The organism is Ectothiorhodospiraceae bacterium 2226 (assembly GCA_013348725.1).
GTDB lineage: Bacteria > Pseudomonadota > Gammaproteobacteria.
The window spans coordinates 161,806-175,690 of record CP054689.1; the positions used below are offsets into that span (position 1 = coordinate 161,806).

The 13,885-nt window shown below is 65.4% G+C and carries 9 protein-coding genes; 3 read left to right on the forward strand and 6 right to left on the reverse strand.

Going from position 1 to position 13,885, the window contains the following annotated elements; translation table 11 throughout:
- Positions 1–370: 370 nt before the first annotated feature.
- The 3 genes from HUS23_00790 (at position 371) to HUS23_00800 (ending at position 7,600) form a co-directional block, all read left to right on the forward strand.
- Positions 371–2,512 (forward strand): hypothetical protein, encoded by a 2,142-nt coding sequence (locus tag HUS23_00790; GenBank protein QKT02468.1) that lies wholly within the window; start codon positions 371–373, stop codon positions 2,510–2,512.
- Between the two features lie 225 nt (positions 2,513–2,737).
- Positions 2,738–4,918 (forward strand): SGNH/GDSL hydrolase family protein, encoded by a 2,181-nt coding sequence (locus tag HUS23_00795; GenBank protein QKT02469.1) that lies wholly within the window; start codon positions 2,738–2,740, stop codon positions 4,916–4,918.
- A 510-nt stretch (positions 4,919–5,428) separates the two neighbouring features.
- The gene (locus HUS23_00800; protein QKT02470.1) at positions 5,429–7,600 is read left to right on the forward strand and encodes an SGNH/GDSL hydrolase family protein; all 2,172 of its coding nucleotides are present in this window, start codon (positions 5,429–5,431) and stop codon (positions 7,598–7,600) included.
- Between the two features lie 35 nt (positions 7,601–7,635).
- Here HUS23_00800 and HUS23_00805 read toward each other — a convergent pair whose 3' ends face one another.
- The 6 genes from HUS23_00805 to HUS23_00830 form a co-directional block, all read right to left on the reverse strand.
- Positions 7,636–8,760, reverse strand: coding sequence for a phosphotransferase (locus tag HUS23_00805; GenBank protein ID QKT02471.1), 1,125 nt, complete (start codon positions 8,758–8,760; stop codon positions 7,636–7,638).
- A 10-nt stretch (positions 8,761–8,770) separates the two neighbouring features.
- Positions 8,771–9,751, reverse strand: coding sequence for a glycosyltransferase (locus HUS23_00810; GenBank protein ID QKT02472.1), 981 nt, complete (start codon positions 9,749–9,751; stop codon positions 8,771–8,773).
- 2 nt (positions 9,752–9,753) lie between these two features.
- Positions 9,754–10,458: an acyltransferase gene (locus HUS23_00815; GenBank protein ID QKT02473.1), complete on the reverse strand. Its 705-nt coding sequence runs from the start codon at positions 10,456–10,458 to the stop codon at positions 9,754–9,756.
- Between the two features lie 67 nt (positions 10,459–10,525).
- On the reverse strand, positions 10,526–11,569 hold the full coding sequence (locus HUS23_00820) for a glycosyltransferase family 2 protein (GenBank protein QKT02474.1): 1,044 nt from the start codon (positions 11,567–11,569) through the stop codon (positions 10,526–10,528).
- Between the two features lie 21 nt (positions 11,570–11,590).
- Complete coding sequence (locus HUS23_00825; GenBank protein ID QKT02475.1) at positions 11,591–12,802, reverse strand: NAD-dependent epimerase/dehydratase family protein; 1,212 nt, start codon at positions 12,800–12,802, stop codon at positions 11,591–11,593.
- 4 nt (positions 12,803–12,806) lie between these two features.
- The gene (locus HUS23_00830) at positions 12,807–13,859 is read right to left on the reverse strand and encodes a Gfo/Idh/MocA family oxidoreductase (protein QKT02476.1); all 1,053 of its coding nucleotides are present in this window, start codon (positions 13,857–13,859) and stop codon (positions 12,807–12,809) included.
- Positions 13,860–13,885 lie beyond the last annotated feature (26 nt).

The window sequence follows — 13,885 nt, forward strand, 5'->3', positions numbered from 1 at the left end:
ACGACACCCGGCCAAGCACCGGTTGCGCACGCAGCGCGACGCTCTTCGATCACGGGGGAGGCGCCGGCGGTTCATCATCGCGCGGCGGTGCAGATAATAACGAGTGCTGGGGTACACATCGATGGGGTCGCGCCCAAGGGTCGCCGCGCGGGGACTGACGTCCCTACTTATTCCTTTCTTTCTGTCGACGCTAGTCGCCTGCGGAGGCTCTGACAGCAGTTCCCCGCCCACGTCGGGCCCGCCATCGACCGGCGAAGTTCATACTCTTACGCTTACCCGCGGCTCCAACCATGAGGGCATTCTGCCCGGCGAGGGCGCCGCGCCGCTGCAGTACGCAATCGCAACGCAACCCGGTGCGGGCAGGGTTTACTTGCTAGACCCCGGGCAAGGGCGGTATCGGTACATCCCCGACGCCGTGTTCTGGGGCGAAGACAGCTTCGAGTACCGCGTCACCGACGCCCATGGACGCACGACGGCGGCAACCATGGCTATCACGGTGGAACGTGCCGAGGCCCTCTTCAATGCGACCTTTCCCGCAGGCGGTCTACCGGACGGATGGGTGCAGGCGAATCCGGTGGACGTGGTCGACGGCAGCACCTACCCCTACCAATGGCGCGGTGAAGACGGGAAGCGCATACGCCAGACGTACGCGAATGACGTCTTCCGCGCCAGCCGCGGTCTTGCCGGCGGACACTCGCTGGGCGGCGTGGTGTGGTGGGCCGACGGCGTTCGTTGGGAGGACTATCGCTTCGAGGCCGACGTGGAACCGCCTGAGCACGGCGGCGAGGTCGGCCTCGTGTTTCGCGTCCAAGACCAGGATGTGGACTACCGGCTCAGCCTGAGCGCGCAGTCCACGTTCATCCGCCTGGAGCGGCGCGAGGGCGCGCCCACCGATGAGCAGTCCGTCCCCTGGACGCCGCTGGCCACCAGTGCCCGCGGCTACCAGCACGGGCCCTTGCAGCTGACCGTCGACGTGCGCGGTCCGCTCATCCGCGTGTTCGTCGACGGCGTGGAGACCCTTACCGTGCGGGACGAGGATCCGCTACTGAGCGGCAGCATCGGCCTCTACGCGCGCCACCAGGCCTCGTTCGACAACGTGCGCATCGAAACGCTTGCCGAGCGGCCGTCAATCGCGGTGACCCATCCGCAACCCTTCACAACCGTCAGCGGCCCCCTTCTGCGCGTCGAGGGCGCGCTCGCCGATGCGCCCTCCGCGGCCGAGGTCCGCATCCAGCTCCGCGAGGCCGCCGGCGGTCGCCTCATCGCGCAAGCCACGCGTCCCGCGGAGGCGGAAAGCTTCGCGGCGGACTTCGGCGGCCTACCGGCCGGCGACGCCATCCTCGACGTCGAACTGCTTCTCGACGGCGAAGTGCTAGCGTTCACCACGCGCGAGATCGGGCTGAACGGCAAGACCTGGCTCGCGGTGGGCGACTCCATCCACAACGGCCATGGTGACAACTTTCCCGCCGACAATCGCACCTCGGAGGGGCGCATGATCGGCACGCGCGGCATGGGTGCCGTGCTGGCCGAAGCCCTGAGCGTGCGGGGCCTGCCCACCGTGGTCATGAACGAGGCGGTGCCGGGCGACGAGTCCGATCATACCGCCAAGCGCATCCACCACTACGTGGAACGCCACGCCGCGGCCGACGCGATCCTGCTGCTGGTCGGCACCAACGACGCTGGCGCAGCGACCGAGGGCCGCACCGCGAGCCACTACCGCATCCGCATTCGCCGCATCGTCGATACGGTGCTATCGATGAGCGGCCCCCCGATCCTGGCGGCGCGCGTGCCGCCGCGCTTTGGCGACCGCGCCGAAACGGTGCCCTACTCCGATCCCCACAACCACCCGCGCAATGTCAGCACGCGCGAATACAACGCGGTGCTGGACCAGGAAGGACTCCCGGGACCCGACCTCTATCATTTCTTCATTCAGGGCGGGCGCGTGAGCTTGTACGCCGACAATACCCACCCAAACAGCCTCGGTCACCGCATACTCGCCGCTTTGTGGCAACGCGCTCTCGCCGACGTCAACGCGCCGCTGCCGTTCTTCGTGGACAGTCTGGAGCCCTTCGGTTACCGCCAGGACCTTCGGCGCGTCGACGATCCGGTGTATGTGCGCCATCTACAAAACGCAGACGGCGCGGGATACCTCGTGCACGACGACGGCGCACGCCTGCGTGCACGACCGAGCTTTCTTGAACGTGGCATTTGGATACTCCCCGACAGCGGAGCCTCTGCGAATATGAACGGAACGGGGATGCGCTTCACCCTCGACCGCCCCGCCACCGTCTATGTCGCCTACGACGCCAACGCCTCCATCGTGCCTACGTGGCTAAACGACGCGTTTGCGCCTACTGGCGACACCGTCCGTACGACCGACGGCATTCTCACCCTTTGGCAGCAACGTATCGAGCAGCCGGGCGAAGTGAGCCTTGGCGCTAATCGCGCTGACGGTGCTTCTGGCGCGATGCAGTACCTGGTCATTGTGGTGCCGAGCCAGGACGTCTGGTAACCGCTCCGGCGACGGGCACAAACTTCCGCCTGTCGCTTGCAGGCAACGGTTCTTCATCTACTTTCTAAGAAGACCGCGCGTACGCGAAGTTGGCTCTATGGGTCTGGGACGCGGCCCGCCCATGAGAACAAGAAAGCGAGACTCTCGTAGGACTCGTTCGGTCACCACAACGCTGTTCGAATAATGACATGGAGGTACACCATGGTTTACCCAGGGAGCAAGACCTTGTTGGCGCTCGCCATCACTTCCTTTCTCGCCGTCGGTTGCGGCGGTGGCAGTGGAAGCGCCAGCAATCCGGACAACAACCCGCCCTCGGACACTAACGACCCGCCGTCGGACAACAACGAACCCCCGGTCGACGACGGCACCCCACCGGTCAACGACGATCCCGACGGCCAACAGCCGGGCGAGGAACTTCCGGACGAACACGACAGCGAGAACCGCACCTGGGTACCGGTCAACGACTCTGCCTACCGCGGCGAGCTGACGTGGGTGATCGACGACAACGGCGAGTTCCGCCAGACCGCGCACGTCTCAAACCGCTATCAGGCACCGCGTTCATACGCCCATAGCTTCCACCGCGGCTCGTTCCTGTATCTGCGCGAGGATGAGCCCCGCGCCGACTTCGATTTCTCCACGGTGGCGACGCTGGGCGACGAGCAGGGCCTCGGCGTCATGTTCCGCTACCAGCGCAGCGAGGACGGCACCCAGGAGTCTTACTACCGGGTCTCGATGAGTCCGCGCTGGGGTTTCACCCGGTTCGAGAAGCGCATCGATAACCGCTGGGAATCGATCGCGGTCCGAAACATCGGCCATCAACCCGGCGACGACATCGAGATCCGCGCCGTGGGACAGGGGCCCGTGGTGATGGTTTATATCGATGGCGAACCGATGTTCAGCCACTACGACACCGATCTCATGGATGGTACGGTCGCACTGTACTCACAGGGCCATGCCACGTTCCGCGACGTGCAGCTAGCCGATGTCCAGGACGCGCCCGCCGTTGTCATCTCAGTGCCCGTCAACGATACCGTTTCCAGCCATTTCACCCGTGATGGAACCATGACGGTGCGTGCGCACGTGATCAACGCGCCGAACGCCGAGGTGGACATCGCGCTGAACGGCGTCGGACCGGCGACGACCCGAACCGATCACGACGGCAACACCTTTACCGCCCAATTCGACCCGGTGGACACGGGAGATTACGAGCTCGTCGCCACGCTCAGCGTCGATGGTACCGTCGTGAGCACCCACACGGTATCCAACATCGGCGTGGGTCGCCATTACATCAGCATCGGCGACGGCGTGACCGCGGGCTCTGGAGACGAGTATATGGCCGACAACGTCACGGCCGACGGACGCATGATGGCCACCGGCGGCATGCAGGCGAATCTGGCCACTAGCCTGTCCGCGGCCGAAGGCGTGCCCGTGACGGTGTTCAACGAGGCTATCCCCTCCTTGTCCTCAGCGGAAGCGAGTCACGCCAACTTCGTGAACTACGTCCTCAGTCGTTACACTGACCCGCTGCGAGCGACCGACCCATTGCGAAACGGCGACGTCGACGGCGTGCTTCTCCTACTCGGCGCTACGGATGTGGGCAACCACCTCTCGCCGGCCGACTTCGAGGCCAATGTACAGACCTTCGTCAACCGGGCGGGCGAGTACCGCGACGTGCACATCGCCACCGCGATGCCCGTGATTCCGGCCGAGGGCGATCTCAGCCCGGCCGCGATTGACAGCTTCGGATTGAACGCCGAATACATCCAGCCCTACAACGACGCCATCCGAAGCATCGCGGCGGGCGACACGCGGGCGTTCGTCGGCCCCGACTTGTACCAGCTGTTCCGCGACTATCCCGACCTGTATGACCGCAGCCGCCCCAGCCCGAACGCCGGCTACAAGCACCCCAACAGTTTGGGCCATGCGATGATGGGCGAATGTTGGTCGCAGTACCTGCAGGGACAGCAGAACTGCTCGCCCAACATCCTGCTCGGGGGCCTTACCCATGGCCTGGAGCAGAACCTGGTTGAGGTCGGCGGCCGCTATTACGTGGATACGGATGCGCGTGTAACGGCGCTGCCGAGTCTGCTGGAGGGTGGCATCTGGGTCAAAACGCGTGACAGCGCCAAGGACAGCGCGGCGGCCGAGGCCGTAAGCTTCACGGTTCCGGCAGCCGCCACGGTGTACGTGGGCTACGCCGCCGGAACGGATGCAGCGGACCGCCCCGCCTGGCTGAACGATGGCTTCACCCCGACCGGGGAGACCGTCGCCACCAGCGGCGGCGCAGACCTCGATCTGTTCGCGGCCAGCTATGGCGCGGGCCAGACCGTCACCCTCGGCGGCAACCGCGCGGGCGACGTGGCGGGCGGCGCCAACAACTATGTCGTGATCGTCGCGCCCCAATAAACACGTCGAGTTGGACCCTTACCCCGGCTTCGGCCGGGGTCCTTTATTGCCGGCGCAAGCTCGACACATCTTTGACGCTAAGGCGGCGGCGCCAAGGAATCCGGAGTACCTGCCCCGGATCGCATTCTTGCATCCGCCACCCCACTCATACGATCCACGGCCCCCGTTGTCGTTAAGCCAACACGTCCGCTCCACGGACCACAGTGGAGGTCGGTTCCACTCCATGCCGATCTGCACGCGCTGCAGTCGTCTCATTACGCCCAGGTGGTGGTCTGCCAAGAGTTTGGCCATCTATCGGGGGCCGCTGGAACACCGACACTGCGGTTGCAGGAACGTCTTCTTCATCTACTTTTTAGTAAAGACTGCGCCTGCGTGAAATTGGCTCTATGGGTCCGCGATGAGGCGTGCCCCAAGAACGCGAGCGAGCAGTCCTATCATCGCTCATCGATAACCACAAGGAAGTTCACTAAGCGTATGGAGGGAACCATGGTCCACCCAGGGAGCAAAACCTTGTTGGCGATTGCCATCACTTCGTTTCTCGCCGTCGGGTGCGGTGGGGGGGGCAGTGACAACGGCACCCCCAGCAACGATCCGCCGGCGTCGGATACCAACGAACCGCCGATCGACGACGGCGCACCGCCGGTCAACGATGACCCCGACGGGCAACAGCCGGGTGAGGAACTGCCGGGCGAACAAGACAGCGACAGCCGCACGTGGGTGCCGGTCAACGACTCCGGCTATCGCGGCGAACTGACGTGGGTGGTCGACGACAATGGAGTGTTCCGTCAGACCGCGCATGTCTCCAACCGCTATCAGGCGCCCCGCTCTTACGCGCATGGCTTCCACCGCGGTTCATTCCTGTACCTGCGCGAGGAGGATCCGCGTGCGGACTTCGATTTTTCCACGGCTGCGACCCTTGGAGACGAGCAGGGACTCGGCGTCATGTTCCGCTACCAGCGCAGCGAAGACGGTGCGCGCGAGTCGTACTACCGTGTGTCGATGAGCCCGCGCTGGGGCTTCACCCGCTTTGAGAAGCGCGTCGACAATCGATGGGAACCGATCGCCGTGCGCAATATTGGTTATCAACCGGGCGACGAAGTGCGGATCCGCGCGGTCGGCCACGGCCCGGTGGTTATGGTGTACCTCGATGGTGAAGCGATGTTCAGCCATTACGATACCAATCTCACCGAGGGCACCGTCGCGCTGTACTCGCAGGGGCACGCCACGTTCCGCGACGTAGTGATAGGGGATGCGCCTACCGAGCCCGCGGTGGTCGTCTCGGTCCCGGTAGCGGACTCCGTCTCCAGCCATGTTATGCGCGAGGAAACGATTACGGTGCGGGCGCACGTGATCAACGCCCCCGGTGCCGACGTCGACATCACGCTGAACGGTGCAACGCCGGCGAGGACCCGCGACACCCACGGGGGCAGCACCTTCGACGCCCAGTTCGACCCGGTGACAACGGGCGACCACGAGGTCGTCGCCACCCTCCGCGTGGGCGGCGCCGTGGTGGACAGCCACACGGTGTCGAACATCGGCGTTGGTCGCCATTACGTCAGTGTCGGCGACGGGGTGACAGTCGGCTCCGGGGACGAGTACCGGGCCGACAACGTCACAGCCGACGGACGCATGATGGCCACAGGCGGCATGCAGGCCAATCTGGCCGCCAGCCTGTCCGCGGCCGACGGCGTGCCCGTGACGGTATTCAACGACGCTATCCCATCCTTGTCCTCGGCGGAAGCGAGTCACCCCAACTTCACGACGAACCTTCTCAGCCGTTACACGGATCCGATGCGCTCCGGCGACGCGTACCGCAAAGGGGACGTGGACGGCGTGCTCGCGCTGTTTGGGGCGACGGATGTGGGCACCGGGCTCTCGCCCGCGGCCTTCGAGGCCAATCTGCAGACCTTCGTCGATGCGGTCGCCAGATTCCGCGACGTGCACATTGCGACCGCGATGCCCGTGATTCCCCCTACTGGAGACCTGAGCCCCGGCACCATCGACAGCTACGGTCTGAACGTGAACTATATCCAACCCTACAACAACGCCATCCAACGCATCGCCGCGGGCCATGGGGGGACGTTCGTGGGGCCTGACCTTTACCAACTGTTCCGCGACTACCCCGGGTTGTATGATCGCAGCATCCTCAGCCGCTCGGGTGACATCGCTGGGCACAAGCACCCCAACAGCCTGGGCCATGCGATGATAGGAGAATGCTGGTCGCAGCATCTGCAGGGGCAGCAGTCCTGCTCGCCGGCGTTCCTGCTGGATAACCTGACTCACGGCCTCGAGCAGAACGTCGTCGAGGTAGGCGGGCGATATTATGTGGATGACGACAATGCCAGCGTCCGCTCGGTGCCGAACGCGCTGTCAGGCGGCGTATGGGTCATGACCCGCGATGGCGATAAAGCGAGCGACGCGGGAGACGCGGTCAGCTTCACGATCCCTGCGACCTCCACGGTATACGTCGGGTATGCGGCAGATACCGCCGCGGCCGACCGCCCCGCCTGGCTTGCGGCGTTTGCCCCCACGGGCGAGACCATCGGCACTGACGGGGGAGCGGATCTCGCGCTGTACTCGGCCGGCTATGATGCAGGGCAGACCGTCACCCTCGGTGGCAACCGGGCCGGCGGCGTGGCAGGCGGTGCCAACAACTACGTCGTGATCGTCGTACCCCAATAACCTCCTTCGAGGTTTTCCGCCTTACACCCCCGGCTTCAGCCGGGGGCTTCTTTCCCGTGATGGGACGGCCTCGGATCCGCCACCGCTGGATGCGCTTCGAACGCGGTGTGCAAGCCCACAGCATCGCGCAGGTGTTCGGCATCCCCCACCGAGAAGTCACGCGTCAGCACCATCGCCACCCTTTCCATGTAATAGATGGCACGATAAAGATCGAGGCGTGCCAGGATTGCCGGGCGATCGACAGGATGATCGTCCAGCAGGCGATCAGCGGCCGCGACGATGGCTTCATGGGACAAGACGACATCGGGTCGCCAATACATATGCGCGAAGAAAAAAGCATGCATATCATGCAGCGCACTACGCCGACCGGCAGTATCCCAATCGACCACCCGCAAATCTTCACCGCTCACGATGAAGTTCGGATGGACAAAATCACCATGTGAGAACGTCAACACGACTTCCTCGGCCGCGTTCGGCGCCACGAAGGCCGCGTCGATTTCGTTAAGGTGCCGCTGGAGAAGCTCATACACTTCAGGGAAGGCATCCAAAACGTGCAGCTTCATACCCGCGCGAAGTTCGTCAACGTAGTCGCGCCCCCGGCGGCGCACCCAGGGCTTCAGCCGCAGCAGCTCTTTCAGGCAAGGCAGCACCATCCGGTCAAAGGACGCCAGCACCTCGTCCGCGCGGGAAGCCAAGAGCGACAGCCCCACCGCCCCTTCGATGTAGGACATCTCGCACCATTGGGCGGAGGCATTAATCTCACCGATGGCGGGCGCGAAGGAGACCGCGCGCAGCTCGTTCATTGTCTGCGCCCAAGCCTCGAACCTCGCCGCCGGGAGCTCGGGTCGGAATATCTGAGTGACGATCCCGCGCTCCAGATCGAACACCAGGTAGCCGCGCTGCACTGGATAAGCGAACTGGCCATACACCGGGAGGCGAATCACATTGCTCCCCGCAAAGGGGTGAGGCACGCGGATATGATGCAAGGCAAGGTCAACTAGGTTTCGAAGTCCAAGGTGACGAAGCAGCGACCCCTTCCCCGAGAGCAGGGGCACGATGGGATTGCCATCCAGGCACACGTATTGGTGGCGCATACGCAAGAAGCGATACCCGCCCGTCACGCTTTGATAATCCGCCCCCTGTGCCGTCAGCCCGCGCACATGCTAATGCCTACGCCGGCGTACGGCTTTTGGCCCGGCGCCCTAACCAGCGCATGACGTCCCGAGGTCGACGCGCGCGCGCCGCCGCCTCCGACAGCGAGGTCCAGGTGAAGCGCCAAGGACTGAACGGAACGCCGGCGGCCTGCAGCCGCTGACGGTGATGACGCAAGGCGTGTAGCTCGCCGTGGCGCAGGACATGACGGGCCAGCACGACATAGTAGCGCTCGTAAGCCCGGCGCAGCAGCCGCGCATATTCATCCGCATCGAACAGCCCCGGGCCGTATCGCAACAGCATGACGAGGTTCTCCACGGCGTTGGTGTTGAGCTTTGCCGCCACGGTCGAGGTCTGCGACTCGTCGTGCAGTCGCGTACAAGTCAGTACCTGCGGCACGAAACCAAAGTCGGTCTTCTGCAGCAGGCGATGGCAAACCTCCACGTCGGCATGCAGATAATTGGCGTCGTAGAAAGGCTGCTCCGACCGCACCAGGTCCGCGCGCAACATCAGGGAGGTCGGCGACCCAAACACGTACAAGCGCTTGCGGAACGTCTCGCGCGATATCTCACGCCCGTCGACGACGCGAGTTTCCGTGCCCAGCCCGTCACAGGCCACGTGCTGGCCCTTCAGTACGAAGGACCCAATCACGCCCGCGCCGGGGTGGCGCTCACCCAATTCGACCATCTGGGACAGGCATTCCGGAAACAGGAAATCATCGGCGTGGAGCACTTTACAGTAGCGGCTCTGAAGGTCCATCTGACCGAGCGCGAAATTCCAGTTATCAATCAGAGGCAGAAAGCTCGGCGTGTCGACCACGCGAATGCGCGCATCGCGCCGCGCGTAATCCCGGGCGATACGCCCCGTGCCGTCGGTACTGGCGTTGTTGACGATAATGTACTCCCAGTCCCCGTAGGTCTGACCAAGAACCGACTCGATACAGGCGGCCAGGAACCGTTCGCCATTGTAGACCGGCGTGATGACACTGACCTTTGCCATAATCACCTCCCCCCTCCGAGCGTACGAAGCTCCGTCTTTTGCGACTTGGCCCCGCGCTGCTTGACGATCCGTGCCGGCACACCCGCCGCCACGCTGTGGGGCGGAACGTAGCCGCTGACCACGGCGCCGGCGCCGATGACCGCGCCCTCGCCGATATGGGCCCCGTCGAGAATGGTCGCGCCATAGCCGATCCAGGCGTCGTCCTCGATCAGGATGCCGCCGCGGGACGTCAGCGGCTGGTCGCGCATCGGAATCTCCGGGTCCATGGCGTGGTTATAGTTGTAAATGCCGCAATGGGGCGCGATCTGCACCCGCGCGCCGATGGTCAGTGGCCCGAGGTAGGCGCATAGCACGCAGCGTGCCTGTATCGAGGTTCCTTCACCGATCCGGACGCGCCCGCCTTGTCCCGTCTGCACGATAGTGTCGCGGTGGATGTGCGCGCCGTCCCCCACCATCACCTCCGCTCCACCCGCATCCCGAAAGATCAGGACCCGTTCGTCGACGAATACGTGTCGCCCCAGGCGCAGGTCGGAGTGCGCGAGTTCGGCGCTTGGGGCGTACCAGCCACAAGCATGGCGGCGCGCTAGCGCATGGCGTGCGTAGTATGGCCGCACCGGCCACGCTGCGAGCCCCATGGCTAGACGTCCCAACGCGCCTTGGCCGGCAAGGCCCATCCACCACCCGGTCCACAAACGGCGCACGCTCATAACTGCTCCCTTCGCACCTTAGACACTCGGCAGTCACGCGCTCTTCTAAGGCGAAGGCGCATCATACTCATCTCCAACCGGTTCGCCCGCCGCGCGCAAGCACCCCCTCACTAGCGTCCACACCGGACTGGCTCCGGGGGTCCACCTTGGCCTGCGGCGCCGGAAAGGGCCCTGCGCCCGCCGGGCAATAGGGGGCCTGGGGCATCTCCGCGTACACTGGCTTGGCGGCCACTCGCGGCACGCCGACGGTGGCCGGCCGCAGGCCGTAACGTATCCAGCCCACGAGGCGCCCGAGGTACAAGTGGAAGGTCCACCTCCAGCGGAGGCGAGACTCCTTGGCGCCGATGCCACCCAGTTGCCGGGCAAGGCGCCGCCAATCCCGAAGCTCGCGGCCCACGTGGTGGCGCGCCATGCCGAGCCCGCGGTAACGCAGGTAGAGGCGTATGTTCTCCCTCCCCCACACCCGCGCCTGCCGCAAGGACGCGCGCAACGTGGGCCGGTACCGTACCGCCACCACCGCATCCGGCACGAAAGTGAGCGGTACGCCGCTAAGCTGCAGGCGCCAACAGTAATCCGTGTCTTCAAGTACCGCCATGGACTGATCGAAGCCGCCGATCTCCTCATGCAGCGCTTTGCGTACACCCAGCCCGCAAGTCCCCGCGTGGGCCAGAAACTTGGGATTGGCGTAACGCTGTAGACCATCCTCCTGCGGCGCCATCGGCAAGCCCACCAAACGCGGCGCGTTGAGCGAACGGAACTCGAAGCGGCTGGCGACGAACGGCGCGGATCGAAGCGCCTCGCCGATCGCGGCGATCCACCCCGGCTGGATCACGTCGTCTGCATCGAGGAAAGCGACGTTGCGTCCGCGCGCCTTGCGCACCCCGATGTTGCGGGCATAGGCCGCACCCTGGCTAGCCCGCGCCGACAGGACGCGCAGGTGAGGAAGGCGCCCGAAGTAGCCGCGCACCACACTGAGCGTGTCGTCGCTGGATCCGTTATCGACCACGACAACTTCCCATTCACCCTCCCAGCGTTCCGTCACCAGGGCCCCAAGCTGCGCACCGATGGTGGCCGCAGCGTTGTAGCAAGGAATGATGATGCTTAGTTCCACCGCGCCCTCCCTGGCCGATGATTATTTCAATAGATTCGCCCACTCCGCCCAGCGCTGAGTCATGCGCATACCGCGCGTTAGGTCGTACCGCGGGCGGTACCCGAGCACCCGCTGCGCCTTGCCGGTTTCGAAGTGCGTCCGTGCACGGAAGAAGTTGAGCATCTCCGGACTGATTGGTTGCAGTGGAGCCTGCTCCTGCGCCGGGTCGCGGCGCATCGGGGCGCCCCGGCGGCGGGTGGGCGGCTTCGGATTGGGCGCGCCGCGTAAGCGCCCCTTCATTGCACGGGCCGCGGCGAGCAGGTACTGCACCTCACGCGTGCGCCTGATGCGTTTGCGCACCGTTTTCTCCTCGTTGAGCATACGCCAGGGCTCGAGGAACACGCTCGGCGCGCGCTGCTCGCGCTCCCAGGCGCGCCAATGGGCGGCAATCTCGTCGACGCTGGCGGGCACGGTCGCCCGCACACCCAGCATGGCTTCATAGGCGCCAAAGAACTCCCGCCACGAGGGCAGGTCGGGGCCGGAAAGTAGAAAGGCTTCGCCCGCCGCCTCGGGGCACTCCGCTGCGAGCAACATGCCGTCCACCACATCGTCCACATAGACCGCGTTGCTGAGCCCCTCCCCTCCTTCCACCAGGAACATGCGCTCGCGCTTCAAGCGTCCCAGCACGCTGTTGGTCCATACCGGGAGGCCGGGCCCATACACCGCGGTGGGCTGCACCACCGCTACCGGCAGCCCCTTGTCGCGCGCATAGGACAACGCGAGCGCCTCGGCGTCGATCTTGGTGTCGGCATAGACATTGCCCGAACGGCGGCGCACGGCAGTCTCGTCGATCTTGCCGTTGGGCGGCACAAACCCATACACGCTGCAGGTGCTGACGTGCACGACCTGCCGCACGCCGAGCTGCAGGGCCGCATCCAGAACCACATGGGTCCCGTCCACGTTCACGCGCCGCTGCACCGCCGGGTCGGGGGCGTTACCGTAGGCACAGTGGAACACAAAATCACAGTCGCGCATGGCGGCGCGCACCGCCTGCGGGTCGGTCACCTCGCCCTTGTAGAGCGCCACGGGGAAGCGCGCTACCCGCGCCGCGCGACTCAGATTGCGTGCCAGGACGCTCACATGGGCGTTGCGCTCCAGCACCAGCCTCTCCACCAGGCGACCCCCGATCGCGCCGGTCCCGCCGGTCACGAACACGCGCGCGCCGTGTAGAGCTTGTTGCTTCGCTTCCACCATGTGTTCAGCCTCCCACCTGCGCCAAGCGGCACTCGTGGGCCCCTGGCGGATGCGCCTCCTGCGGGAACAACCAGGGGAGATCCAGCGGCTGACGCCGCCGCTGGCAGGCCTCATATAGCCGCGCGGTACGCACGCCCTCACGCCCCGGCGTCAGGGGATCGCTCCCCGAGCGCACAGCGCCAATGAAATCGTCGAACTGGCGAAGCATCACCTCTCGCATATCATGATCGCCCCGCGCTCCTTCCATCACCGGACCCTCGAGGCTCAACTCGCTTCCGAGCACGCGCAGGCGCAGCGGGCTGTTGAAACTCACCCCGACCTCCAGCTCGCCGCGCTCGCCCTGGATGCGCCAGGTATTACGCAGGTTGCGGGTGTGACTGAACTCCGCCGTGCCGCGAATGCCCTCCCCCAGGGTCAGGTGCAGTTCGCAGTCGGCCTCGACCCCGCCTACTGCGTCGTCGTAGTAAGCGACCTCGGAGAAGTCGCCCATCCACCAGAGCGCCAGATCCAGCGCGTGTATGCCCATGCCGGTCAGCGCGCCGCCCCCGGTCTCCGGACGAAATGCGCTACCGTCGAGCACCGGCCACCCGAACTGCGCCCCCTGCCGCACATCGAAGCGCGTGATCCTGCCAAGCAATCCGCTCTCGAGCACGTGCTTGACCATGCGCGAGTTGCGATAGAAGCGGCACTGAAAGCCGACGGCGAGCACGCGCTCGGCCGCCTGCGCGGCCTCTGACATGCGCTCGGCCTCGGCGCTGCTGAGCGCCATGGGCTTCTCCACGAGCACATGCACACCGGCCTGGAGGAGATCGATGCTGGCGGGAGCGTGCAGGAAATGCGGCAGCGCAACCACCGCGGCATCCGCGTGCTGCTCAACGTCCCTCCAATCGGTGAGCACCGTCGGCACGCCAAACCGCTCCGCGAGCGCCTTGGCGCGCACCGGATCACGATCGACGAGCGCGGTGACTTCCACACCCGCATGACGCACCGCCGCCGGCAGGTGGAAGAGCTCCGCCACCGCGCCGCACCCCACTACTGCCAGTCGTAGCCGTTCCATGGCCGTACCCCTCGTGTTCTTACTCG

Coding starts and splice junctions, on each gene's coding strand:
- HUS23_00825 (QKT02475.1), bottom strand. CDS start 12,802: ATGGTGGAAGCGAAGCAACAAGCTCTACACGGCGCGCGCGTGTTCGTG.
- HUS23_00810 (QKT02472.1), bottom strand. CDS start 9,751: ATGGCAAAGGTCAGTGTCATCACGCCGGTCTACAATGGCGAACGGTTC.
- HUS23_00830 (QKT02476.1), bottom strand. CDS start 13,859: ATGGAACGGCTACGACTGGCAGTAGTGGGGTGCGGCGCGGTGGCGGAG.
- HUS23_00815 (QKT02473.1), bottom strand. CDS start 10,458: ATGAGCGTGCGCCGTTTGTGGACCGGGTGGTGGATGGGCCTTGCCGGC.